The following is a 24,813-nucleotide window of genomic DNA, read 5'->3' as shown; positions in this document are numbered from 1 at the left end:
CGCCATGATTGATGTTAGCGCGCTCACTCATCACTACGGTTCGCGCCTTGCCCTCAATGATATTACCCTGTCCCTCGGACAGGGTTTGCACATGTTGCTAGGCCCGAATGGCGCAGGGAAAAGTACCCTGTTTTCCTTGCTGACTCAGCTCACCCCGAGTCAGCAAGGCGACATCAAGTTGCTTGAACAAACCCCGAGCAGAAAAACCATGGCAAAACTGGGGGTGGTGTTTCAGCAAAGCACGCTGGATATGGATCTCACCGTGGCGCAAAACCTCAGTTATTACGGGGCGCTGCATGGGTTCAGTAAAGCGCAGAGCATGCGTAAAGCCGAGCCGTTACTGGCGCACTTTTCTTTGTCAGATCGCCTGCATGACAAGGTGCGCTCTTTAAATGGCGGACATCGCCGTCGAACTGAATTGGTGCGTGCTTTGATGCACTCACCAGCCATATTGCTGCTCGATGAACCCACCAGCGGGCTTGATCCCAAAGCGCGAAAGTCCTTGTCTGATGCCGTGCGCGCCTTGTGTGAACAGCAACCATTGTGCGTACTTTGGGCGACCCACTTAATCGAAGAAGTGGATGACGATGACGATGTGCTGATCCTTCATCGCGGCAAATTGCAGGCACACAACAGAGCCAGCACGCTGCGTACCCTGCACCAACACCCCACATTGGCGAAAGTCTTTGCTGCATTGACCAGCGACAATGAAAACTCGGAGACAGCCCAGTGACCTATTGGTACGCCTTTGTCGGAATATGCTATCGCGAGTGGTTGCGGTTTTTTTCGCAGCGGGCACGCTTTGCCGCTAGCCTTGTCAGGCCACTGCTTTGGCTGGTGGTGTTTGCTGCTGGATTTCGCGCCGCGCTTGGCATTGCCATCATGGAGCCCTACGCCACGTACATCAATTATGAGGAGTATATTCTCCCTGGGCTGTGCGCCATGATCTTGCTGTTCAACGGCATGCAAAGCTCTTTGTCTATTGTGTACGACAGAGAGATGGGCAGCATAAAAGTGCTGCTCACTAGCCCGTTACCAAGGCCATTTTTGTTGCTGTCTAAACAAATCGCCAGCGCGTTGGTGAGCGTACTTCAGGTAGGGGCTTTTCTGGTTATTGCGGCGTTGTACGACAGACCATTGGCACCCATGGGCTATGTTATGGCCATTCCTGCGCTGTTTCTCACAGCCTTGATGCTCAGTGCGCTAGGAATTGTCATTGCCTCGCGCATTCGCCAGTTGGAGAATTTCGCAGGCGTAATGAACTTCGTCATCTTTCCCATGTTTTTTCTTTCCTCAGCGCTCTACCCACTGTGGAAAATGCAAGAAGCTAGCGTCTGGCTCTACGATCTCTGCCGGTTCAACCCTTTCACCTTTGGCGTGGAATTGATTCGATTTGCGTTGTACCAACAACTCAATGTCACGGCATTGCTGGTGGTGCTTGGATGTACCTTGGTATTTGTGGCCTTGGCCGTGGCAGGTTTTCAGCCCACGCGAGATCAGGGTAAGGGAAAGAAATAGAGAGAGAAATACAGAGGACATTCAAAGGCCAAAACGCCAATATACAGACACAAAAAAACCGCGCCGATGCGCGGTTTTCAATTCTTCATCGCTTAAGACGATTAGAAGTTCAGTTCAACGCCACCGAAGAAGCCATCGTTCATGAACTTGCCGTTGTTTGCGCCGAAGTAGTTGAAGTCGTAATCTTGAACGCGGTAACCCGCTTTAAAGTTCAGATCTGCAGCAACAAGACCTAGGGTAAACAATACACCAGCTTCTGCATCTACTGTGCTGGTTTCATCGTAGCTACCAAAGCTAAAGGTACCGAACAGTGACACTGGCGTTGCAGGAATACCTAAACGTACGTCACTGTATACCGCTGGCTGCCACTCATCGAACTGGTGAACACCAAAGTTGCCATCAAATTTCTGCAGGTTCAGACCGATATCGAAAGAGATCAGATCGTTGTCCAGAATTTCGTAGTAAGCAATCAGATCATACTGAGTGAAATCAACGTTCGGGGTGTTTGCACCTTTAGAATCCACACCGGTGTAACGAATTTTCGCGTTAGGAACCAATGGGATAAAGTGCTCAAATGCCACGTAGTAAGAGCCCTGAACACTTGTATCATCGGCACGCACATCGTTGATTTTCGCATCAGCATACCAAGCATCAACACCGGCTTTAGCACCTAAAAGCACAGCAGCTTGTGCTGGCATCGCTACAGTAGCGGCCACTGCCAGAGCAGCAAGAGAAAGGTTTAGTTTTTTCATTGAAAGGGCTCCGCCTAACATTTTTCGGTTTATGGTTTGCGAGCACTATAGCAAAACTGATACAAAAATTCCGCACAAACTGCCGGATTTTTATGCGGAATCATCAATATAAACCTAGACAACAATAAGGGGGTATACCCCCTCATTTTCATGCACAGTATCACTTAGTATCTACGCGCTCTTGCATTACGGCGTGAGCGTTTGTAGCAGTAATCACGGGCATTTTGTGCCGTTTTATCACGCCCTTTCAGCAACCAAATCACAACGGCAATCAAGAGGATCCACGGCAGCATCTTAAACACTAATCCGATCATACCGGCCAACGCCATGACGACAAAACCAACAACCATCGCCGCAATCACACCGATAAAGCTGATCCCTGTAGCTAACAATGCAATGGTGAATCCCACCAGAAATAGAAACTCAATCATCAGACCCTCCTAAGGTACTCAGTGACTTTTCTTATACTGATATCGGTATTGCATGAAGCAGGCCAACTTTTATTATCTATATTTATCATATAGATAATAAAAAAGGCGTTATCCATAATGGATAACGCCTTCGAATATTTGGTAAATCACACCAACTTATGCGGTATTTTTAACCACATGTTATTTCATAATAACTGTGTGTTTATACGTTCAATTCGGCAGGGATTTTCGCCAATGCAGCTTCAAGCACTTCCACGCCAGATCCCGGCTTGTGTGCGTTTTCACTGATGTAACGACGCCATTGACGCGCACCCGGCATATTTTGGAACATGCCCAGCATGTGACGACTGATGTGGTTAAGGTAAGAACCTTTGCTCAGTTGCTCTTCGATATATGGGAACATCGCTTTCACCGCATCGCTGCGTTTAATGATTGGCGCATTGCCACCAAACAAACGGTTATCCACTTCAGCCAGCATGTACGGGCTTTGGTACGCTTCGCGGCCAATCATCACACCGTCCATAAATTTCAGGTGCTCTTCCGCTTCATCAAGGGATTTAATGCCACCATTAATGCCCATGGTCAGGTGCGGGAAATCTTTCTTCAATTGGTAAACACGCGGGTAATCCAAAGGCGGAATTTCACGGTTTTCTTTCGGACTCAGGCCAGAAAGCCACGCTTTACGCGCGTGGATCGTGAAATTATCACAGCCTGATTTCTCGTTAACCGTGCGCACGAAATCCACCAAGAACTCGTAGCTGTCTTGGTCATCGATACCAATGCGGGTTTTCACCGTAACGGGAATATCCACCACTTCTTTCATTGCTGACACACACTGCGCCACCAATTCAGCTTCACCCATCAAGCACGCACCAAAACGGCCGTTCTGCACGCGATCTGATGGACAGCCGACATTCAGGTTAATTTCGTCGTAGCCACGCTCAACCGCCAACTTGGCACAGGTCGCCAGATCTGCTGGGTTTGAACCGCCCAACTGCAACGCAACAGGGTGCTCTTCTTCGTTGAACAGCAAGAAGTCGCCTTTGCCATGAATGATCGCGCCCGTTGTCACCATCTCGGTATAGAGCAACGCATTCTTCGACAAAATACGGTGGAAGTAACGGCAATGACGGTCAGTCCAATCCAGCATCGGAGCGACAGAAAAGCGGGCAGTAGGATACATAGTTAATTTCTCACTAAATTTCAGCGTCTTAGCTATACATTCCACTATAGCGAAGAAAAATAAATCTCAATGGTGACTCGCTTTTTGTCCCCAAAATGTCCCCCAAGGGACAAAACAGGGGACACGAAAAGAGCGTGCGAGCTTGGGAGGCGGGATTATACATACCGCCATCAAGCGCTTCAAATTTAGTCAGCGTAAATTTATCTCTCCGTCAAAATCGTCAAAACCAGCAAGACCAATCGCAAAACATCATGTAGCACTTCGTCATCATTTTCACACAAAGCTCTACTCCATCGCAGTTTGATTGCAGTCTTTACGCAACCCAAACAACTAATGTGAAACAAATAAAAAACACGAGTGACAGAATAAATTTAGCGCTACTCAGTTCATTGCAACCCATTGAAAGGTAATGAATTCAGGATATTTTTCATTCCTTTACATTGTTTTATGAGTTAAATCAGTCAGTTATGGCATACATTCGATGCGAACCTGTTAACAAATCATGAGCAACTTTGACGCTTTTGAGCTGTTTTGGACCTAACAGACGATTAATTATACGGAATAAAAACAATGAATAAGAAACTACTCGCTATTGCTATCGCCACTTCTGTTTTCACATCTCAAGCGGTTGCAGTCGAGCTTTATAATGCAGACGGCTCTACATTCGCGATCGGCGGTCACGTGTCTGTCGCACTGAGCGATTCAGAAAAAGGTGAGCTAGAAGTTATCTCTGCATCACCACGTTTAAACTTCAACGCAACTCAAGACATGGGCAATGGTTTCGTTGCTGATGCAAAAGGTGAGTGGGCGCTGAACTACTTGACCAACAGTGAAAATGCATTCACTACTCGTCTTGGCTACGTTGGTCTGACCCACGAAGACGCTGGCCGTGTGGTTGTGGGTACCCAGTGGGCACCTTACTACAATGCAGTTGCAACCACTGACAAACCTATCGCTTTCGCTAACGATTTCACCTACAGCGACCACGCCAATCTGGGCACTGGCCGTGCTGACAAGATGGTGAGCTACACCAACACGCTGGCACTGGGTGAGTCTCAAGCTTTGACACTGTCTGGCGGCTGGCAAGGCGCGCATGACGACTATGAAGCGCGTCTGCAGGCAGCCATCAGCTACAACATCTCAGCATTCGCTGTTAATTACGCCTTCACCACGGGTGATGTAGGTACTATCGTTGCTGAATCACACATCGTCAGCGCAAGCTACGGATCATGGGGTAAAGGTCTCTATGTTTCAGGAGCTTACTCAATGGGTGAGTACATGATTCAGGATCTAGCAGAAACCAACGCGATGGAGTTTCTGGCAGGCTACGCACTGAGCAACGGTGTAAACCTAATCGCGAACTACGAGTCTGTGACCGACGAGAAAAAAGACAGCTCTGTTTATGAAACAGCGGCACTTCAAGCTGAATACAAGTTCACTCAAACCTTCGTGGGTTTTGGTGGTTACCAGTTTGGTCTAGATGGCTCTGAGGAAGACAACAACCAGTGGAAACTGGGCGTACGTTACTACCTATAATCTTGTCAAGGCTCTAAACGGGTAACCCGTTTGAAGCACAAAAATCCCTGAGTCTGGCTCAGGGATTTTTTATTCAACTCGCTTTTGTTCTCTGCCTAGTCTGGGCACCCTTCCAATTTATAGATGGCATAACCTTTCTGGCTAAACGCTTGGTCATATTGCGGGAGATCTGCCGTGGTGTGGCAAAATGCGCAATTTCCGGATTTCACTGTGGCGTCAGCCTCACCAATCTCTGCCAACCATGCTTTGGCGTATTTCACCGCAAGATCGTCATCTTTTGTTCTCATCAACACATCGAAATGCAGGATTTTGCCTGAAGATGCTGTCGCGTAAGTGTCGTAAACATGTATCGCCATATTCTCTCTCCTTACCTTTTCACAACGCCGGGCAATGACAAATCGCCCGAGGCAATGTCATCCACACCTGTGACACAAAGCAGCGGGTTGTGCACGCTATCATTGACCTTGAGCACAGCGGTAACGGCATCAAAATTAAAGTTGTCTTTGAATTGAATATCTTTGGTTGGCACGTCGACGGTTAACTCCGTTTTCGCGAAGTGCGGTTCATAGCCGGGGCTATCGATATAAATAGGAAGTTCAGGCCAAGTCAAAGGCACCGTCGGCGATGCTCCTTTCGGAATATCTCTTACTTTCAAACCACCAGGGCACAGTTTGTCCTCGGTGAGTACCACCCAATGAGAATGCCATACGTTGCCGTCATTGGCGTTATCGCCATCGCGGTTTTCGTCGTAGCGTGGTGTATCGTCAAAATCGGGATGCGCTGTAACCGCTAAAGCAACTACGCCTTTGTCTTTATCAAAACCAATGTCCGCGGAGTTAAGCGCGGTTGGCCAGACATAGCTATACACTTCGGAGCCCGCTAATTGGCCTACCGATTCAGGTTTCTCCTTTCCAGCCTCTCCAACAACGGCTGTTTGAAATGTCAGTGACGTTCCATTCTTAACGACTTTTGCATGAACAATGTCGAACGTAGGGCTTATGCCGTCTTTCTTGTCACTAACAATATGACCTTCATGCACATCTTGGTGTGCGATAGCCGAGGTACTGAACGAAAGTGCAAGTAAGACGAGTGCAGTTTTTTTCATCATAAATTCCTTCTCTTTGATTTGGTTTCGTATCGAAACTTTTAATCAGTGTAGAGATCCTGCTATGCTTGTCAACATAGTTTCGACAAAAAACCATTTTCAAAAAGAAGTGAGCATGAACGATATCGATCCTATCTGTGACATCCTTGAACGCATCACGACCTTGTATCGCAATGAAGTGCGACTCGTCGGCGTCGAACATGGTCTACACCCCGTGCATCTTGAGGTGATTTACTATTTGTCTCGTTGTAACAAATACAGCGATACGCCCGCAGCCGTAACCGAGTTTTTGGGCATTACCAAAGGCACAACATCGCAATCCATTTCTCTTTTGGAAGCAAAGGGCTACCTCACCAAAGAGAAAGATCCGAACGATCGTCGTGTTTCCCACTTGGTGTTGACGCCTCAGGGTGAGGCTGTGGCGAAAAAAGCCATTCCTCCGGCTTCTCTGAAGCAAGGTCTAGAAACGCTGGGGGATGGAAGCGCACAATTAAAAACACAGCTGGAAACCTTGTTGCGGGACATACAACGCAGCACACAATCAGCGAGTTTTGGCCTGTGTAAAACATGTCAATTTCACTCACCGATGTCTGATGGACACTTTTATTGCGAACTGACGAAAGAGACGTTGATTGAGGATTTCGGAACACTCATTTGCCGTGAGCACACGCATATTCAATAAAACGAATAATGCTCGGTGTTAATGCTTCCGCACTGGCTGGCTATCTACCAATGACCACCTAACGATAAATTACGTGCAAACTTTACGTGCTAGAACGCATTTTCGCGCATTTTGATGCATTTCTATCATCTACAATGATGAAAGATAAACCCCCATCACGGCCTAGCGGGTGCGCGTTTAATTTGCTGTGATAGAATGAAGCCTTAAGCCTGATTTTTGAGGTCATATGGCCAATCATTCGCAACTCATTGCCCGTGCTCAGTCGTTATGCGAACAACGTGGTGTTCGATTGACGACACAAAGGGAGCGAGTATATGAAATTATCATTCAAAGTAAGCGCGCGATCAGTGCGTATGATTTATTGGATGTATTAAGAGAGGTTGAGCCTCAGGCGAAACCACCCACAGTGTACCGAGCGCTCGATTTTTTGCTTTCTCAAGGCTTTGTGCACAAAGTTGAGTCAACGAATAGCTTTATTGCTTGCTGTCTGCCCGGCCATGAGCAACATTGTTCTCAACTTCTAATTTGTGATTCGTGCGGCGCGGTAGAAGAGTGTCATGCAGATACCCTATCCAACGCCCTTCAAAAGAAGGCGAATCACGTTGGCTTTGTTGTGAGCCATCATGTAATTGAAACACATGGAACATGCCACGCTTGCCAGTTGGCTACACATAAAATGCAGTAGGACGGTGATTAAGGATTATGCGCGCTGAATTTGTAAACCCATTTTTGTCTTCATTGGTTAACGTGCTCACTACCATGGCGCAGCTAGACATTACGCCAAAGAAGCCACAAGTTAAAAGAACTGAAATCGCGAAAGGCGACGTTTCAGGTTTGATTGGTATGGTTGGTCCTAAGACTAAAGGCTCTCTTTCTGTCACGTTCGAAGAAGAACTCGCATTGGAAATCATGAGCCGTATGCTGGGTGAGCGCCCAACGTCTATTGATGCTGATGTTACCGATATGGTGGGTGAAATCACCAATATGGTAACTGGCGGTGCAAAACGCATTCTTGCTGAGAAAGGTTTTGACTTCGAAATGGCAACACCGATTGTTGTTTCAGGCAAAGAGCACACCATTACCCATAAAAGTGATGGTCAAATTATTCTGATGCCTTTTGATTCAGAGTTTGGTCGCGCTTATATCGAAATTTGCTTCGATTAATCACGTGTTTTAATGGGGGGCGTTGCTCAAATAGCCTTTCACGAAGACAAAAAAACGCCGCTAAATGCGGCGTTTTTTGTTTCTTACTGAACCAGAAAGATTATGCGCGCCATTGTTTGAACGCGTTAATCAAACCGTTGGTTGAGCTGTCATGGCTTGCAACGGCTTCTTGATCTGCAAGTTCTGGCAAGATTTGGTTTGCCAGTTGTTTACCTAGCTCTACGCCCCACTGATCGAAGCTGAAGATGTTCCAGATAACGCCTTGTGCGAAGATCTTGTGCTCATACATCGCAATCAAGTTACCTAGCGTGCGAGGGGTGATCTGCTTCACCAAAATAGAGTTAGTTGGGCGGTTACCTTCGAACACTTTAAACGGTACAAGCTCTGCCACTTCTGCTGCAGTTTTACCTGCCGCGACAAATTCAGCTTCCACTTGCTCGCGTGTTTTACCGAATGCCAACGCTTCCGTTTGAGCAAAGAAGTTCGCCATCAGTTTTGGATGGTGGTCGCTTAGTGGGTTGTGGCTGATTGCTGGTGCAATGAAATCACACGGGATGATTTTGGTCCCTTGGTGAATCAACTGGTAGAACGCGTGCTGACCGTTAGTGCCTGGCTCGCCCCAAATGATTGGGCCTGTTTGGTAATCAACAGGCAGGCCGTCACGATCAACATACTTACCGTTTGATTCCATGTTGCCTTGCTGGAAGTACGCAGCAAAGCGGTGCAGGTATTGGTCGTACGGCAAAATTGCTTCTGACTCTGCGCCATAGAAGTTGTTGTACCAAACACCAATCAATGCCAATAGCACTGGCAAGTTTTCAGAGAACGGAGCTTGTTGGAAGTGGTTATCCATGTCGTGCGCGCCAGCCAGCAACTCGATGAAGTTGTCGTAGCCAACCGCCAAACAGATAGACAGGCCAATTGCAGACCACAGTGAGTAGCGACCGCCAACCCAATCCCAGAACTCAAACATGTTGTCGGTATCAATACCGAATTCCGCAACAGATTTTGCGTTAGTAGACAGCGCAGCGAAGTGTTTCGCCACGTGTGCTTGGTCTTCTGCTTTCGCCAAGAACCAATCACGCGCAGACAATGCGTTGGTCATGGTTTCTTGGGTGGTGAACGTTTTAGACGCTACCAAGAACAAGGTGGTTTCTGGGTTCAACTCTTTCAACGTTTCGGCGATGTGGGTGCCATCAACGTTAGACACAAAGTGCAGGTTCAGGCGCGTTTTGTAAGCAGCCAGTGCTTCTGACACCATGTAAGGGCCAAGGTCTGAACCACCAATACCGATGTTCACGATGTCGGTAATTTCTTTGCCGGTGTAGCCTTTCCACTCACCGCCAATCACGCGCTCAGAGAAGGCTTTCATCTTCTCAAGCACTGCGTTCACGTGTGGCATGACATCTTCGCCATCAACCATGATCGGCGTGTTGCTGCGGTTGCGTAAAGCCGTGTGCAGCACTGCGCGGTCTTCTGTTTGGTTGATCTTGTCACCACCAAACATTGCACCAATGGCAGTTTTTAGCTCTATTTCGTCTGCAAGTGCGAACAATTTATCGAGTGTTTGTTCGCTGATCAGGTTTTTCGAGTAATCCAGAAGGATATCGTCACCGAAGTTCACAGAGAATTTATCAAAACGGTTCGCGTCGTTGGCAAACAATTTAGTAAGGGTCAAATCCTGCGCATCTTCAAAATGTGCGGTAAGCGCTTTCCACGCTGCCGTTTGCGTCGGATTGATGGACTTCAACATAATTATTATTCCTTTGTAGACAGAGTCTGATATCGCGGGCACTACCCTCCCGCGTATTACAGAGGCAGACCGTGAATGTTGCAAGGTCCCCAGAATCGCATCATGTTACGATGTCGTTTCGCTCGATTCCAGAACAACCTGAGTCCGCCATGTTGTCATGTTTGTATGGCGCGAGTGTTGCGCTAGGTCAGTGATTGCATCACAGCCATCGACGCACCTATTTTGTTGATGGTGACTTTAACCAATTTTTACCGCAAGAGGTGTTTTAAATGTGGGCACAGAAAACGATCAACCTTCGCGCTCGACCTCGTGGCTTTCATTTGATCACCGATGAGATTGAACAACAGCTTCCACAGATAAGAGAATTAAGCGTGGGTCTCGCGCACGTATTCATACAGCACACCTCTGCTAGCCTTACTCTCAATGAAAATGCCGACCCTAGTGTTCGCACTGATATGGAAGCGCACTTTAATGCTTTCGTGCCAGAACGGGCTCCGTATTATGAGCACATTTATGAAGGCGATGATGATATGCCTGCGCACATCAAATCTTCCACGCTAGGCTCCAGCGTTTCTATTCCCATTACGAATGGACGGCTAGCACTGGGAACGTGGCAAGGTGTTTATTTGGGGGAACATCGTGATCACGGGGGATCGCGAAGGCTTGTGGTGACGATTCAGGGGGAGTGATTTTCTCTGGGTAAGAAGTGAATACAAATAGCCAACGCGATGCGTTGGCTATTTTTTACTTTTAGAACGGCTGATTGATCATCACTCTAAACAGCCCTTCTTCGCTTCCCAACGCCATTTCTGAGCGTACAACGATGCCTTCAACCTGAAAGCGCATGGCAACACCACTGCTCCATTTCATATCACGGTGAAGTTCCGCCAAATCGTATTCATCGGCCACGCGCCCTACATCGGTGAACAGCACCCATTGCCACCATGGTACGTCGTACCAATTGAACACGGGCAAATCACCAAGTGGTTGCCACTCTGGCATGACGCGATATTCTGCACTGTAGCTTAATGCGGATCGCCCTGCGAATCGTCCCGTTTGAAAACTGCGTAAACGATACAGACCGCCTAGGCGAGCACCCGCAAACTCTGGAGGCCGCTGATATTGGCTCGTGCCATCCATGTTGGAGGTTTGGTTCCAACTTGGGGTATCGCTGGTATACACGTTAAATGCCACAACCTGTTGGTTCGCTAAGTCTTTCCACGCACCAAGATCCCAATACCAACTTTGATTGACCTCCCACTGCCACCAGCTTGCTCGGTCATCCGCGCCCGGATCGAGCGTGATCACGACATCACTCAGGCTCCCCATGGTTGGGCTACTTAAACTATTGCGGTTATCCCAACGAAAACGCGTTTCAGCGCCCCAAACTTCTTCTGCACTGCCAAATTCACTCGGAGCATCAACCCCGTCACCTTTCAACGATTGCGCATGGTAGAAAGGGCGAAGCTCTATCGACGAGACGCCGCTGTTCCAAGGCGCATTTCCATCAACGGTTCGACGCGGTATCAACGCCGCACGAATAGGCTGTTGCTCGCCCGCTCCCCAAGGAAGGATATAGCGAAAGCCGACATGATGCTGCGCGTCTCGGCTGTCTGCGGTTAAGCGATCGTCAAAAGAAGAGGCGTTGGAGGCGGCGTCCCCCAAAAAGTAGTCGAACTGCTTAAAGTTGCCTTCGTAAAACTGACCGCTGATTAACCAACGACTTTCTGGTGAAAGCGTGTAGTTGTTGGCGGCAAAAAATCCCATCCACGAGCCTTTACTGGAACCTAACCCTGCGGCAAATAGTGATGCCTGTGGCTGACCAGCATGCTTCCAAAGCCCAGCCATACCCGCGGAAAATCCCATGGCTTCCGTGGAAAATGCGAAAGGGACGACTTCAATATCTAAGGCTTGTTCCTGCTCAGAAGCATTAGAAGCCATTGCGGTGGTGGATAGTGGGCATAAGAAAGCCGCAACACAAGTTGCGGCTTTTAACGTTCGTAATTTCAAGAGGACCTACAAATCATTAGGTATAAATAATGTCGACACGTGACGTGATATTTGTGACCAGTTCATAGCCAATCGTACCGACGTGCTGGGCGATTTCTTCAACGGGCAATCCGTCTCCCCAAAGGATGACTTCATCACCCACACGATCCGTGGCGTCAGGGCCAAGGTCGACCGTTAACATGTCCATGGAAACACGCCCAACCAAAGGGACACGGCGGCCGTTCACCATTAGCGGCGTTCCATCGGGGGCAACACGAGGATAACCGTCACCATAGCCGATGGCGACAACACCAAGCAGGGTGTCACGCGGTGTTACCCAACGGCTTCCATATCCAATCGCATCACCTTGCTTTGCGCGACGCACAGCAATAAGGCTAGAGGTCATGGTCATTGCTGGCTGCAAGCCAAAATCGGCACCAGTGCGCTCAGACACTGGCGAAATCCCGTAAAGACTGATCCCAGGGCGAACATAATCAAAGTGGCTAGTTGGCCACATCAAGGTACCAGATGATGCTGCCAATGATTTCAAGCCTGGCTGGCCTGCTGTCAACGTATTGAAAAGGGCAATCTGTTGCTTCGTCAGCGGGTTTTCTGGCTCATCTGCACAGCCAAAGTGGCTGATAAAATGCAGAGGTTTCGCCACGCTAGAACAAGCTTCCAAACGCGAGATAAAATCACAGACATCGTCAGGATTAACCCCGAGGCGATGCATACCTGTGTCTATTTTCAGCCAAACAGTGACGGGGTGTTCCAACGTTGCGCGCTCAAAAGCCTGCAACTGCTCTTCGCAGTGCACCACGGTTTGCAAATTGTTGGCAACCACGGTCGACAAATCAACAGCAGAGTAAAAACCTTCTAACAACAAGATAGGTTTCACCACGCCACCCGCACGAAGCTGCAGTGCTTCGTCCAAGCGGGCAACACCAAAGCCGTCCACTTGTGAAGACAACGCTTTGGCCACGGGCAATAACCCATGCCCATAGCCATTCGCTTTAATCGCCGCCCAAGTACGACTATTGGGTGCCATGGCGCGAATTACATCAATGTTGTGGTTTAGTGCTGCTGTACGGATAAGCGCGGTTGCCGCCTTCATAACGCCTCGCGATTACTCTTCATCAAACGCAGGGCCTGCGTAATTATCAAAACGAGAATACTGACCTTGGAAGGTCAAACGAACGGAACCGATAGGACCATTACGCTGCTTACCAAGGATGATTTCAGCAATACCTTTCAACGGACTCTCAGGGTTATAAACCTCATCACGATAAATGAACATGATAAGGTCGGCATCCTGCTCGATTGCGCCTGATTCACGCAAGTCGGAGTTAATTGGGCGCTTGTCTGCACGTTGCTCCAACGAGCGGTTAAGCTGCGACAGGGCGACAACGGGCACATTCAATTCTTTTGCCAGCGCTTTTAACGAGCGGCTGATTTCAGAAATCTCCAAAGTACGGTTATCTTGCAAGCCAGGCACACGCATCAACTGAAGGTAGTCGACCATGATCATCGACAGGCCGCCGTGTTCACGTGCAACGCGACGAGCACGAGAGCGCACATCGGTCGGTGTAAGGCCTGAACTGTCATCAATGTACATGTTCTTTTTCTGCATCAAGATCCCCATGGTGGAGGAGATCCTTGCCCAATCTTCGTCATCCAATTGTCCGGTACGGATTTTGGTTTGGTCGACACGAGAGAGCGATGCAAGCATACGCATCATCAACTGTTCCGCGGGCATCTCTAGCGAGAAGATAAGAACTGGCTTGTCCTGATCCATGGCGGCGTTTTCACACAGGTTCATCGCAAAGGTGGTTTTACCCATCGACGGACGTGCCGCGACGATGATCAAGTCAGACCCTTGCAGACCAGCAGTTTTCTTATTCAAGTCTGCAAAGCCTGTCGATACACCCGTCACACCGTCTTGCGGTGATTTGAACAACACTTCAATGCGCTCAAGGGTTTTCGAGAGTACGCTGTCAATGTTCTGTGGGCCTTCGTTTTCTGTGGTTCGCGATTCAGCAATCGCAAAGACCTTGCTCTCCGCCATGTCGAGCAGGTCTTCAGATGAACGACCTTCAGGCTCGTAACCCGCATCGGCAATTTCATTAGCGACACTGATCAAGTTACGAACCATGGCGCGCTCACGCACAATGTCGGCGTACGCGACGATGTTAGCCGCACTTGGCGTATTCTTCGCAAGCTCAGCGAGGTAGGCGAAACCACCCACATCATCAAGCTGGTTATGTTTTTCGAGTTGCTCTGAAAGGGTAATGAGATCGAGGGGCTGTCCCGCATCAAGTAGTTGCTTGGTGCTTTCAAAAATCAGTCGGTGAGGACGGCTGTAGAAGTCAACGGCAACCACCTTTTCTGCCACGCTATCCCAACGCTCGTTGTCGAGCATCAGACCACCAATCACTGATTGTTCCGCTTCTAACGAATGCGGCGGCATCTTCAGGGCATCTACCTGACGGTCTCGGGGTTTCTTTGAGTTAAATTGCTTGTTGCGTTGCTCTGCCATATCACTTAGTACCTTGTCATTGCGCAGGCCATTATATCCGAATCCCTTTAGGACGCACGACCCAGTGCGAAGACAAATTATTTTCCTATCAATTTAACGTCTTGCTGACCTAATGAAGGAGGATTCATATAAAATGTCCTCCCAAGTATTGTTATGGTAACCCATATGGCGTCAGTGCTGTTGAAACCGTCTCTTTTTTGTTTAGTTGCACTACCTCTTTGTGCGCTAGCTAGCGTCCCTGAACGTTGGCAATCTGAAGTAGAACTCGGTTTTCAATCTCTTTCTGGCAACTCAGATTCCATGACGCTGAATAGCCGTCTAGGTGTGAATTTCACCGATGGTCCCTATCGCCATATGTCAGAAGCGAAGTTTCTTTTGGTTGAAAAGGACGGGGAAGAAGACAAACACAAAAGTGAGCTTGAAAGTCAGGCCAACTACAAGTTTGACCCCAAGCGATATGTCTTGGGCAATATCAGCTTCATTGACGACAAATATGGTCCATATTATCAAGACCTCACTCTCGCCACTGGTTTAGGTTATCAAGCGATTTGGCAGGAAGATTTATCATTGCTGCTCGAGATTGGTCCCGGTTATCGTTACCAAAGCCCTAATCTGGATGAAATCGATGATGATGATCTGATCATGCCGTATGACGTCCAAGAGGTGATTGTCAGGGCTCAGGCCGAACTCTCTTGGCAAATCAATAAAAACGCACAGCTTGAAACGCGGGTTACTGCCATTGCAGGCCCTAGCAATTCGAGTATCGAAACGCGGGCGTCCATTTCGACCAGCCTGATTGACGATTTAGCCATCAAGCTTTCAACAACACAGAAGTATATTGATCAGGTGCCACCTGGGCTCAAAAATCGTGATTCTATTTTTACCGTGAACTTAGCGTACAAGTTCTAAAAACTACACGTTATAAGACCCGCTCACGCCGAACCTCTGAGTCTTCACTTTTCTTCATGCATAAAAAAACCGGCCCTAAGGCCGGTTTTTTCAAAGCTTACGTGGTGTCTGAATTACTCAGCTACAACGTTAACTTTAACAGTTGCGAATACTTCAGAGTGCAGTTGCAGGCTGATTTCGTACTCACCAACGTTACGTAGCGCACCTTCTGGCAGGCGAACTTCGCTCTTCGCTACAGCAACACCAGCTGCAGAAACTGCATCTGCGATGTCACGAGTACCGATAGAACCGAATAGTTTACCTTCGTCACCAGATTTAGATGCGATAACTACCGCTTCTAGTGCTTCAACTTGTTCAGCGCGTGCTTGTGCAGCAGCTAGAACTTCAGCAACTTTTGCTTCCAAATCAGCACGACGAGCTTCGAAATGCTCAACGTTAGATTTAGTTGCCATTACTGCCTTACCTTGTGGGATAAGGAAGTTGCGAGCGTAACCAGACTTAACAGTTACCTGATCACCTAGGCCACCCAGGTTAGCGATTTTATCAAGCAGAATAACTTGCATTATCTATTCCTCTATTAACTTGGACAGTGCCGATTACTGATGTTTGTCAGTGTACGGCAGCAGAGCCAGGTAACGTGAACGCTTGATAGCGCGTGCCAGCTGACGCTGGTACTTAGCACGGGTACCAGTGATACGGCTAGGTACAATTTTACCAGCTTCGGTGATGTAGTTTTTCAGAGTCGCTACGTCTTTGTAATCGATCTCTTGTACGCCTTCTGCAGTGAAACGGCAGAATTTACGACGACGGAAGAAACGTGCCATGGGCAATCTCCTGATCTAAATATCTATAATGTCATCGGCATGTAACACTAATTTACCCGCGCCATTTCGGCTGGTTTGGTAAGCGAGAAACCCGCTGACCTTAATGTTACTGCCTAAAGCTAAGTGCTGTGTTTTGCTTTGAGACCCCTGCCCGCTAATGACTACCGGTAAACGGCAATACACCTGCCTTGGCAGTGCAGCTTCCAGTTGTTCCGAGCGATGCTCAATCACAAAGTGACAATGAGGTATGCCGGCTGGACTCTGCTTTCGAATCGGGCCATTGGTGATAACACCAGACAGCGCAATTCGATTGGTCATCAATTCAAATTACTCAGCTGCTGCTTCGCCTTCAGACTGTGCAAATTCTGCACGGTCGCCGCGATCTTCACGATCTTCACGACGTGGCGCGCGCTCTTCTTTAGCCTTCATCATTACAGATGGCTCAGTGATAGCGCCTTTGGTACGCATGACCATGTTACGGATCACAGCGTCGTTGAAGCGGAACGCAGTTTCCAGCTCATCAACTACTGCTTGGTCAGCTTCAACGTTCATAAGAACGTAGTGAGCTTTGTGCAGTTTGTTGATTGGGTAAGCCAGTTGACGACGACCCCAGTCTTCTAGACGGTGGATCTGACCACCTGACTCTTTGATAGAACCAGTGTAACGCTCGATCATGCCAGCAACTTGCTCGCTTTGATCAGGGTGCACCATGAATACGATTTCGTAATGACGCATAGGTTGCTCCTTACGGATTATTCAGCTTCCAGTGTTGGCCCAGTCGTCCAAAGGAAGCAAGGAACGAAAGTAAAAGACCGGGAATTTGGAGGCAGGATAGTACAGAATTGCATCGGTAATAGCAATAGAAAGCACTACGCCCGACAAAATAAATTATCGGGCGCAGAGATTATTGAAAGCTGTGGCTTTTCGCAGGGTTAACTGCGACGTTGGCGCACGGCTTCAAACAAGCAAATTCCGCTTGCAACAGACACGTTCAAACTCGACACGCTGCCTGACATTGGGATGCTGATCAGCTCGTCACAGGTTTCTCGCGTCAGACGGCGCATACCGTCACCTTCTGCGCCCATAACAATCGCCAATGGACCTGTCATTTTGCTTTGGTAAATGTCATGCGTGGCTTCGCCGGCAGTACCCACAAACCAGACGCCTTGTTCTTGCAATGCACGCATAGTGCGCGCCAGATTCGTCACACGGACAAGTGGGACGATTTCCGCAGCACCGACCGCGACTTTACGTACCGTCGCGCTGAGTGGCGCTGAGCGGTCCTTAGGGACAATGATCGCACATGCACCAGCCGCATCCGCATTACGCAGACACGCACCCAAGTTGTGCGGGTCTGTGACGCCATCAAGCACCAACAGTAATGGGTTCTCTTTGCCTTCTAGAATCGCATCAAGGTCATTTTCGTTGTACTGACGACCTTGCTTAACACGTGCAATCAATCCCTGATGCGACGCGCCATCAGCTTTATCATCCAGCGCCTTGCGTCCCATTTCCTGTGTGGTGATGCCAAGCTCAGCCAATTCCTTCAGCACGGGCAGTAAACGATCGTCTTCACGACCTTTTAGAACATAAACTTCGATAAAGCGTGCTGGATCAGATGCCAACACGGCTTTGACGGCATGAATGCCATAAATCATTTCATTGCTCATGGGTTACTTCTTTTAATTGCCTGCTTTTTCGGGTTTGTTTCGTTGCGCTTTTTTCTTGCGCACCTTCTGAGTCTTGCTCTTTTTCTTCGCTGGAGTGCCGTCAGTAGTCGTTTTAGCTGCTGAAGGCCCCTTTCCCTTGTTGGCAGAAGAGCCCTTGCGATGAGGCTTTCCTTTTCTCTTTCCTTTGCCTTCAGGCCCTTTATCGTCGCCTGCTGCTTTCGGAATAGAGCCACGTTTTAGCTGCTGACGGACAGAACCACGCTCTTTTGCTGATTCTGGGTTTTTACCCGAATCCGCACGACCTTTCTTCGCTTTGTCTCGAGAGGTTTTGCCTTCACCACGCGGTTTACGCGTCACGCCATCCAGACCAAAATCGATCATCCTTTCATCAAGGTTGACGGATAATACTTTGACGGTGACCTGATCGCCAAGTCGGAATATACGACCAGAGCTTTCGCCTACTAGCTTTTGGCTCACCATGTCATAGTTGTAGTAATCATTGTCGAGGTTTGAAATATGAACCAAACCATCAATATGAATGTCATTCAAACGGACAAAGAAACCAAAACCGGTGACGTTTGCAATGGTACCTTCCATCACGTCGCCAACATGGTCTTGCATGTATTCACATTTCAGCCAATCAGACACATCACGGGTAGCATCATCAGCACGACGCTCTGTCATTGAGCACTGCTCACCCATGTTGTCCATTTCATCAACCGAGTAGTGATACCCACCAGTCGATGTACCACTATCGGTATTGCGACCTTCTTGCTTGGCAATAAGGTACTTAATGGCACGGTGAAGCAGTAAATCTGGGTAACGACGGATCGGCGAGGTAAAGTGCGCATACTGCTTAAGCGCCAAACCAAAGTGACCCGCATTGTCTGCTTGATAAACCGCCTGCTTCATGGAGCGCAGTAGCATGGTTTGGATCAGTTCTTTATCCGGACGACTGCTAATCAAATGTGCCAATCTTGCATAATCAGTCGGTGATGGCTCGAGTCCACCTTCCAACGACAGGCCCATTTCGCTCAGGAAGTCTTTAAAGCCCGTTAGACGCTCTTCGCCTGGCGCTTCGTGCACACGATACAACGCAGGCTCTTTATGTTTCTCAACAAAACGCGCTGACGCGATGTTTGCCAAAATCATACATTCTTCGATGATCTTGTGTGCATCATTGCGCTCTACTGGCACGATGCGTTCAATCTTGCGCATTGCATTGAAAATGAACTTGGTTTCAATGGTTTCAAATTCAATAGCACCACGCTGTTCACGTGCGCCTTTCAGCACTTTGAACATGCTGTTCAATTCTTCTAGGTGCGGAACCAATGGTGCGTAGCGTTCGCGCAACTCTTCGTCACCATCCAGCATCTGCGCCACTTTGGTGTACGTCAGTCGTGCGTGTGAGTTCATCACCGCTTCGTAGTGCTTGTAGCCTGACAGCTTACCGGTTTCAGAGATGGTCATTTCACACACCATGCACAAGCGATCAACCTGTGGGTTCAGTGAACATAGGCCATTGGATAGCACTTCTGGCAGCATTGGGATGACTTGCGATGGGAAGTACACCGAGTTACCACGCTTGATGGCTTCTTTGTCCAGCGCTGAATTCGTGCGAACGTAAGAGCTCACATCGGCAATCGCGACCCATAGACGCCATCCGCCTGATTTTTTCTTCTCACAATAAACGGCGTCATCGAAATCTCGCGCATCTTCACCATCAATGGTTACTAGCGGTAATTCGCGTAAGTCGACACGGCCTTGCTTGGCTTCTTCAGGTACGACTTCGGTGAAGTCTTTAACCTGCTTCTCGACGTCTTGAGGCCATTCATTTGGAATGTCATGCGTACGCAGAGCAATCTCAATTTCCATGCCCGGCGCCATGTTCTCACCAAGCACTTCAACGATGCGACCCATGGCGTTGTGTTGACGTGTTGCACGTTGGAAAATATCCACGACCACAACATTGCCCATGCGAGCGCCTTTGCGATCTTCTTTAGGGATGATGATGTCTTGGCTTAAGCGAGAATCATCTGGGACAACATATGCGTTGCCATCTTCCAAGAAGAAACGACCTACAATTTGTCCTTTACGCTCTTCAAGCACGCGTACAACACGCGCTTCTTTACGGCCACGCTTATCAGTGCCCGCTGGTTGCGCAAGTATAAAATCGCCATGCATGACGCTTTTCATTTGGTGATGCGGCAATAGCCAATCTTCTCGGTTGCCTTTGCCTTCAGGGCGCAAGAAACCAAAGCCGTCACGGTGACCAATCACGGTCCCTTTGACTAAATCGAGTCGCTCAGGCAGCGCGTAGCACTGACGGCGGGTGAAAATTAGCTGACCATCTCGCTCCATCGCACGTAGGCGACGGCGCAAGCCTTCGTATTCTTCGTCACTACGTAGACCGAGCACTTCAAACAGTTGATCTCGGCTAACGGGTGTAGTGAAACCTTTGATCACTTCAAGCAGGTGTTCGCGGCTTGGTACTGGGTTATCGTATTTTTGTGCTTCACGACCCAAATGCGGGTCGTTGCTGTGTAGATTTTTGTCCTGAGACATATAGGATTCCCGTTAGCGACACTTGTTTTTAAGTATATCGCTTAAAATAAAAGAAAATGGGTAGCCCGGCAGGATTGCCAGAAAAAACTGACAGATCGTCTCAAATACTGATTTTATGCCGGACGAACTGGGATAAGGAGGCTGTGGAGGTCGTGGTTTCCTGACACCATGTCATGAAGTGTGTGTTTGTCCATTTCAGCAAGAAACGCTTCCAACGCATCTGCAATGGCACTTTTCAGGCGACAGGCAGGGGTTATGTGGCATGCATCGCCACCACAATTAACAATGCTCAGCGGCTCTAACGCTCTGATCACTTCGCCAATCACAATAGATTTCGCTGGCCTGCCTAATCGGATCCCACCGTTCTTTCCTCGTACGGCTTCCACATAGCCAACCTGACTCATACGGTGGATAATCTTCACCATATGATGACGGGACACCCCATACTTCTCAGTAACTACGGTAATGCTGGTCAGCTCTTCAGGAGGCAGCATAGCCAGATACATAAGCGCCCTTAGGCCATAATCTGTAAAACTGGTTAATTGCACGTTTTCAAATCTCCTCGCTCGCATTGTACATCGAACTGATCTAAAAGGCGCGTATGTGGTCAGTTTCTTTTCTCGCCACTTTTCACCCCCACCCCTTGATTAAAGCAGGTCACACTTTTTTGTTGATCTAAACATTCATTTCAGATACAACTTATAACATGCATTTCAAATGACACTTTAAAATAAGACACAAGGACCTCCCATGCTCAGTCCAAAAACCATCGAAATCGTAAAATCTACCGCACCTTTGCTTGCAGCTACTGGCCCAACACTCACCGCTCATTTCTATGACCGTATGTTTGCTCGCCATCCCGAGCTCAAGGATATTTTCAACATGAGCAATCAATTCACTGGCGCACAGCGTGAGGCACTTTTTAATGCCGTTCATGGCTACGCAGCCAATATTGATAACCTTCCTGCCTTGCTGCCCGTCGTGGAAAAAATCGCCCAAAAGCATGTGAGTTTTAACATTACACCTGAAATGTACGCCATCGTCGGCGAAAACCTACTGGCGACCATTGATGAGTTATTCTCGCCCGGTCAGGAAGTGCTGGATGCGTGGGCTGAAGCGTACGGCGTACTGGCTGATGTGTTTGTCACAAGAGAAGAAGAGATCTATCAGAGCAATCAAGGTCATATCGGCGGCTGGCGTGGCACGCGTCGTTTCGTGTTAACCAGTAAAACGCAAGAAAGCGACGTGATCACCAGTTTCGTTTTCTCACCGGAAGACGGTGAGCCTGTCGCCCCCTACACGCCAGGCCAATACATCGGTATTTACCTCACACCTGCACAATTCGACAATCGTGAGATTCGCCAATACAGCCTCTCGTCTGCCTCCAACAATGAAACCTATCGCATCTCAGTAAAACGCGAAGTCGAGGGCACGGTTTCGAACTATTTACATGACCACCTGAATGTCGGCGACGTCGTCAAACTTGCGCCTCCTAGTGGTGACTTCTTCTTCCAATCAGACAGCCAAACACCTGTAGCGCTTATCTCTGGTGGCGTTGGTTTAACACCTATGCTTTCAATGTTAGAAACGTTGAGCGGTAAACATGAGGCGGACATTCAATGGCTGCACGCGGCTGAGCACGGTGAACAGCATGCGTTTGGAAAACATATTGATGCGTTAGTGGCGCAACATGATCAGGCTCAGCGTCATATCTGGTACCGAGAGCCAAACCAGAACGACTTGCAGGGCGAACAATATGACCATCAAGGGCTGATGGACATCAGTCAAGTAACAGGGTTAACCGACGACACACGTCGTCACTTTTACCTTTGCGGGCCGATTGGATTTATGCAGTTTATCGCAACACAATTAACAGCTGCTGGTGTGACGACTGATCGTATTTTTTACGAATGCTTTGGCCCACACAAAGTACTCAATTAACTTTGCCGTTAAAACAACAACGCCCTGCAATCGCAGGGCGTTTATTCATTCTAGCGACACCAATCTCATATCAAGTTGCTTGCTCAACAGGGTTAGATTGATTCACACCAAAACGATCAATGAACTACCAATAGGTGTCTCGCCGTTTGGCGCGTGCAATCACGTTGCGCGGCATTTTGTCTTCCAGTGCCTGACGTAGCATTGCGACTTTTCGGTGCGTTGATTTGTCTGCGGTGATGGTGTGATACAACCAGCGGTAGGCATCTTCGTAGTCGAGTGGGCTGCCATAATCCGCCACCAGCAACTCAGCAAGTTGAAGTCTAGCGCGCATATGCCCCAGTGAGGCGGCCTCGCGAAGGTAAGGTATCGCCCGCTCTCTATCTTGCTGCACCAACGTGCCCAACGAATAGTAACGCCCCAATTGCTCTAATGCCGCAGGTAGGCCCTGCTGCGCCGCTAACTGCATATAGAACACACCTTGTTCGACATCTCTGTCGACACAAACGCCCCACGCGAGCATATCGCCATAAAGGAATTGGTAGGCGGGCAGTTCAACACGAATCGCACGCGCTTCAATATCTTGCAGAAGCTGGCACTCATCAGCTTTAACTTTCTTTAAGTGAGTATTCGTTTCGAACAGGCGGATCAACTGCGCTTCTTCATATACAGGCAGTGCTGGCCCTAGTTCTGCTTTTGCCGCAGAGCTTGCCAACATGATTGATATAAATAAGGTTCGCAGTTTCATGCATTCCCACTTAAACGGTGTAATTTGGTTAAGAAACGGTATCTCTTGCCTAACTTGTATCGGCAAGGTTCTTCCTAACTTTACTCTTTTTACGGCGAAAATTTTCCGAGAACGAATATTCCAAGTATAGGGGTATTTGAACAAAAAAAAACCAGCCACATGGGCTGGTTTTTTTCAATACCGAAGCGATTAAGACGCGAAAGGTTGAACCTTAATGATGGTCTCGTTACGGTCTGGGCCAGTTGAAATAATATCAATTGGCACGCCCGTTAGCTCTTCGATACGTGCGATGTAATCAAGCGCTGCTTGTGGCAGTTCTTCAATTGTTTTCGCACCGAAAGTTTTCTCACTCCAACCCGGAACGGTCTCGTAAATCGGAGTAATGTTCTCGTACTCGTCAGCAGCCATTGGCGACACAGTCAAAATAGTGCCGTCTGCTTTCTGGTAACCAGTACAGATTTTGATTTCTTCCAAGCCGTCCATCACATCCATCTTGGTCAAGCAGAAGCCTGAGATAGAGTTGATTTGAACTGCGCGGCGCATAGCTACGGCATCAAACCAGCCAGTACGACGAAGACGACCAGTCGTTGCACCAAACTCGTGACCTACTGTGCCTAGGTGCTTACCCACTGGATCTTGTTTTTCAAGACCATCATACAACTCAGTTGGGAAAGGACCTGAACCTACACGGGTGCAGTACGCTTTCGCGATACCTAGGATGTAACCTAGGTGACGTGGACCAAAACCAGAACCTGCAGCAACACCACCAGCGGTTGTGTTAGAAGAAGTTACGTATGGGTAGGTACCGTGGTCGATGTCTAGAAGAGTGCCTTGTGCACCTTCAAACATGATCTTGTCGCCACGCTTACGCGCATCGTCAAGCTCTTGAGTTACGTCGATAACCATGCCAGTTAGTATGTCAGCTTGCTCAAGGATCTTCGCAAGTGTGTCTTCGTAGCTAACAGGCTCTGCTTTGTAGAAGTGCTCCAACTGGAAGTTGTGGTACGTCATCACTTCTTTAAGCTTCTCAGCAAACGCTTCTTTATCGAAAAGGTCACCAACGCGTAGACCGCGACGAGCAACTTTATCTTCGTAAGCAGGACCAATACCACGACCAGTAGTACCGATTGCTTTCTTACCACGAGCAGCTTCACGCGCAACGTCAAGAGCGATGTGGTATGGAAGAATTAGCGGACAAGCTTCTGACAGGAACAGACGTTCGCGAACTGGGATACCGCGCTCTTCGAGGCCGCCCATTTCTTTCATCAGTGCGTCAGGAGACAGAACAACACCGTTACCGATGATGCACTTAACGTTGTTACGAAGAATGCCAGAAGGAATCAAATGCAGAACGGTTTTTTCACCGTCGATAACGAGAGTGTGACCCGCATTGTGACCGCCTTGGTAGCGAACCACGTAATTTGCGTCTTCAGTTAAAAGATCGACGATCTTACCCTTACCTTCGTCACCCCATTGAGTGCCGAGAACGACTACGTTATTACTCATCTTT

At 48.5% G+C, this 24,813-nt stretch carries 27 protein-coding genes; 9 read left to right on the top strand and 18 right to left on the bottom strand.

Translation table 11 applies throughout. The features are described from left to right. Positions 1-4: 4 nt before the first annotated feature. Positions 5-733 carry an ATP-binding cassette domain-containing protein gene (locus Q365_RS0111420; RefSeq protein WP_028023463.1) on the top strand — a complete coding sequence of 243 codons (729 nt, stop codon included), beginning with the start codon at positions 5-7 and terminating at the stop codon, positions 731-733. Then, positions 730-1,518 (top strand): ABC transporter permease, encoded by a 789-nt coding sequence (locus tag Q365_RS0111415; protein ID WP_028023462.1) that lies wholly within the window; start codon positions 730-732, stop codon positions 1,516-1,518. Before Q365_RS0111420 ends, Q365_RS0111415 begins: the two co-directional genes overlap by 4 nt. A gap of 101 nt (positions 1,519-1,619) precedes the next feature. On the opposite strand, the gene Q365_RS0111410 is transcribed toward Q365_RS0111415, so the two are convergent. The 3 genes from Q365_RS0111410 to dusA all read right to left on the bottom strand — a co-directional run bounded on the left by Q365_RS0111410 (position 1,620) and on the right by dusA (position 3,884). Continuing rightward, the gene (locus Q365_RS0111410; RefSeq protein WP_028023461.1) at positions 1,620-2,270 is read right to left on the bottom strand and encodes a TIGR04219 family outer membrane beta-barrel protein; all 651 of its coding nucleotides are present in this window, start codon (positions 2,268-2,270) and stop codon (positions 1,620-1,622) included. A gap of 164 nt (positions 2,271-2,434) precedes the next feature. Then, complete coding sequence (gene pspG, locus Q365_RS25670; protein WP_035024868.1) at positions 2,435-2,701, bottom strand: envelope stress response protein PspG; 267 nt, start codon at positions 2,699-2,701, stop codon at positions 2,435-2,437. A gap of 202 nt (positions 2,702-2,903) precedes the next feature. Further along, positions 2,904-3,884, bottom strand: coding sequence for a tRNA dihydrouridine(20/20a) synthase DusA (gene dusA / locus Q365_RS0111395; protein WP_028023460.1), 981 nt, complete (start codon positions 3,882-3,884; stop codon positions 2,904-2,906). A gap of 570 nt (positions 3,885-4,454) precedes the next feature. Between dusA and Q365_RS0111390 the strand changes: the two genes are divergently transcribed. Then, positions 4,455-5,420, top strand: a complete 966-nt coding sequence (locus Q365_RS0111390) for a porin (protein ID WP_028023459.1) — start codon at positions 4,455-4,457, stop codon at positions 5,418-5,420. Positions 5,421-5,515: 95 nt separating this feature from the next. Here Q365_RS0111390 and Q365_RS0111385 read toward each other — a convergent pair whose 3' ends face one another. Together Q365_RS0111385 and Q365_RS0111380 are read right to left on the bottom strand one after the other, a co-directional pair. Further along, complete coding sequence (locus tag Q365_RS0111385; RefSeq protein WP_028023458.1) at positions 5,516-5,776, bottom strand: DUF2024 family protein; 261 nt, start codon at positions 5,774-5,776, stop codon at positions 5,516-5,518. Positions 5,777-5,787: 11 nt separating this feature from the next. Then, positions 5,788-6,525 carry a hypothetical protein gene (locus Q365_RS0111380; RefSeq protein ID WP_028023457.1) on the bottom strand — a complete coding sequence of 246 codons (738 nt, stop codon included), beginning with the start codon at positions 6,523-6,525 and terminating at the stop codon, positions 5,788-5,790. A gap of 115 nt (positions 6,526-6,640) precedes the next feature. Here Q365_RS0111380 and Q365_RS0111375 point away from each other — a divergent pair, with 115 nt between their 5' ends. The 3 genes from Q365_RS0111375 to Q365_RS0111360 all read left to right on the top strand — a co-directional run bounded on the left by Q365_RS0111375 (position 6,641) and on the right by Q365_RS0111360 (position 8,371). Next, entirely contained in the window at positions 6,641-7,207 is a 567-nt protein-coding gene (locus tag Q365_RS0111375) for a MarR family winged helix-turn-helix transcriptional regulator (protein WP_028023456.1), read from the top strand. A 226-nt stretch (positions 7,208-7,433) separates the two neighbouring features. Next, positions 7,434-7,892, top strand: a complete 459-nt coding sequence (gene zur, locus Q365_RS0111365; protein ID WP_028023455.1) for a zinc uptake transcriptional repressor Zur — start codon at positions 7,434-7,436, stop codon at positions 7,890-7,892. Between the two features lie 17 nt (positions 7,893-7,909). After that, positions 7,910-8,371, top strand: coding sequence for a chemotaxis protein CheX (locus tag Q365_RS0111360; RefSeq protein WP_028023454.1), 462 nt, complete (start codon positions 7,910-7,912; stop codon positions 8,369-8,371). Between the two features lie 100 nt (positions 8,372-8,471). On the opposite strand, the gene pgi is transcribed toward Q365_RS0111360, so the two are convergent. Then, positions 8,472-10,124: a glucose-6-phosphate isomerase gene (pgi, locus tag Q365_RS0111355; protein ID WP_028023453.1), complete on the bottom strand. Its 1,653-nt coding sequence runs from the start codon at positions 10,122-10,124 to the stop codon at positions 8,472-8,474. 269 nt (positions 10,125-10,393) lie between these two features. Here pgi and Q365_RS0111350 point away from each other — a divergent pair, with 269 nt between their 5' ends. Further along, positions 10,394-10,813 (top strand): secondary thiamine-phosphate synthase enzyme YjbQ, encoded by a 420-nt coding sequence (locus Q365_RS0111350; RefSeq protein WP_028023452.1) that lies wholly within the window; start codon positions 10,394-10,396, stop codon positions 10,811-10,813. 61 nt (positions 10,814-10,874) lie between these two features. Here the strand turns inward: Q365_RS0111350 and Q365_RS0111345 are convergent, their stop codons facing one another. Genes Q365_RS0111345 through Q365_RS0111335 form a run of 3 tightly spaced genes read right to left on the bottom strand, consistent with a single transcriptional unit; the run spans position 10,875 to position 14,649 of the window. Continuing rightward, positions 10,875-12,134 carry a BamA/TamA family outer membrane protein gene (locus Q365_RS0111345; protein WP_028023451.1) on the bottom strand — a complete coding sequence of 420 codons (1,260 nt, stop codon included), beginning with the start codon at positions 12,132-12,134 and terminating at the stop codon, positions 10,875-10,877. 16 nt (positions 12,135-12,150) lie between these two features. Further along, positions 12,151-13,227: an alanine racemase gene (gene alr / locus Q365_RS0111340; RefSeq protein ID WP_028023450.1), complete on the bottom strand. Its 1,077-nt coding sequence runs from the start codon at positions 13,225-13,227 to the stop codon at positions 12,151-12,153. A 12-nt stretch (positions 13,228-13,239) separates the two neighbouring features. Continuing rightward, the gene (locus Q365_RS0111335) at positions 13,240-14,649 is read right to left on the bottom strand and encodes a replicative DNA helicase (protein WP_028023449.1); all 1,410 of its coding nucleotides are present in this window, start codon (positions 14,647-14,649) and stop codon (positions 13,240-13,242) included. A gap of 165 nt (positions 14,650-14,814) precedes the next feature. Between Q365_RS0111335 and Q365_RS0111330 the strand changes: the two genes are divergently transcribed. Next, entirely contained in the window at positions 14,815-15,558 is a 744-nt protein-coding gene (locus Q365_RS0111330; RefSeq protein WP_028023448.1) for a DUF481 domain-containing protein, read from the top strand. A gap of 113 nt (positions 15,559-15,671) precedes the next feature. Here the strand turns inward: Q365_RS0111330 and rplI are convergent, their stop codons facing one another. The 7 genes from rplI to nsrR form a co-directional block, all read right to left on the bottom strand. Then, complete coding sequence (rplI, locus tag Q365_RS0111325) at positions 15,672-16,121, bottom strand: 50S ribosomal protein L9 (RefSeq protein ID WP_028023447.1); 450 nt, start codon at positions 16,119-16,121, stop codon at positions 15,672-15,674. 33 nt (positions 16,122-16,154) lie between these two features. Next, entirely contained in the window at positions 16,155-16,382 is a 228-nt protein-coding gene (rpsR, locus tag Q365_RS0111320; RefSeq protein WP_002539422.1) for a 30S ribosomal protein S18, read from the bottom strand. 15 nt (positions 16,383-16,397) lie between these two features. Next, complete coding sequence (gene priB, locus Q365_RS0111315; RefSeq protein ID WP_028023446.1) at positions 16,398-16,700, bottom strand: primosomal replication protein N; 303 nt, start codon at positions 16,698-16,700, stop codon at positions 16,398-16,400. Positions 16,701-16,709: 9 nt separating this feature from the next. After that, on the bottom strand, positions 16,710-17,117 hold the full coding sequence (gene rpsF / locus Q365_RS0111310; protein WP_028023445.1) for a 30S ribosomal protein S6: 408 nt from the start codon (positions 17,115-17,117) through the stop codon (positions 16,710-16,712). A gap of 197 nt (positions 17,118-17,314) precedes the next feature. Continuing rightward, positions 17,315-18,052 carry a 23S rRNA (guanosine(2251)-2'-O)-methyltransferase RlmB gene (rlmB, locus tag Q365_RS0111300; RefSeq protein WP_028023443.1) on the bottom strand — a complete coding sequence of 246 codons (738 nt, stop codon included), beginning with the start codon at positions 18,050-18,052 and terminating at the stop codon, positions 17,315-17,317. A 12-nt stretch (positions 18,053-18,064) separates the two neighbouring features. Further along, a complete protein-coding gene (gene rnr / locus Q365_RS0111295; protein WP_028023442.1) occupies positions 18,065-20,617 on the bottom strand; it encodes a ribonuclease R in 2,553 nt (850 codons plus the stop codon). A 113-nt stretch (positions 20,618-20,730) separates the two neighbouring features. After that, positions 20,731-21,165 carry a nitric oxide-sensing transcriptional repressor NsrR gene (gene nsrR / locus Q365_RS0111290; protein WP_028023441.1) on the bottom strand — a complete coding sequence of 145 codons (435 nt, stop codon included), beginning with the start codon at positions 21,163-21,165 and terminating at the stop codon, positions 20,731-20,733. A 202-nt stretch (positions 21,166-21,367) separates the two neighbouring features. Here nsrR and hmpA point away from each other — a divergent pair, with 202 nt between their 5' ends. Then, positions 21,368-22,558 carry an NO-inducible flavohemoprotein gene (gene hmpA / locus Q365_RS0111285; protein ID WP_028023440.1) on the top strand — a complete coding sequence of 397 codons (1,191 nt, stop codon included), beginning with the start codon at positions 21,368-21,370 and terminating at the stop codon, positions 22,556-22,558. Positions 22,559-22,682: 124 nt separating this feature from the next. On the opposite strand, the gene motX is transcribed toward hmpA, so the two are convergent. Both motX and Q365_RS0111275 read right to left on the bottom strand, forming a co-directional pair. After that, positions 22,683-23,303 (bottom strand): flagellar protein MotX, encoded by a 621-nt coding sequence (gene motX / locus Q365_RS0111280; protein WP_028023439.1) that lies wholly within the window; start codon positions 23,301-23,303, stop codon positions 22,683-22,685. Positions 23,304-23,492: 189 nt separating this feature from the next. After that, the gene (locus Q365_RS0111275; protein WP_028023438.1) at positions 23,493-24,809 is read right to left on the bottom strand and encodes an adenylosuccinate synthase; all 1,317 of its coding nucleotides are present in this window, start codon (positions 24,807-24,809) and stop codon (positions 23,493-23,495) included. Between the last annotated feature and the right edge of the window lie 4 nt (positions 24,810-24,813).

The organism is Enterovibrio calviensis DSM 14347, assembly GCF_000621165.1.
Classification (GTDB): domain Bacteria; phylum Pseudomonadota; class Gammaproteobacteria; order Enterobacterales; family Vibrionaceae; genus Enterovibrio; species Enterovibrio calviensis.
The sequence above is the reverse complement of the archived record's forward strand: the minus strand, read 5'-3'. Positions and strand labels throughout refer to the sequence as shown.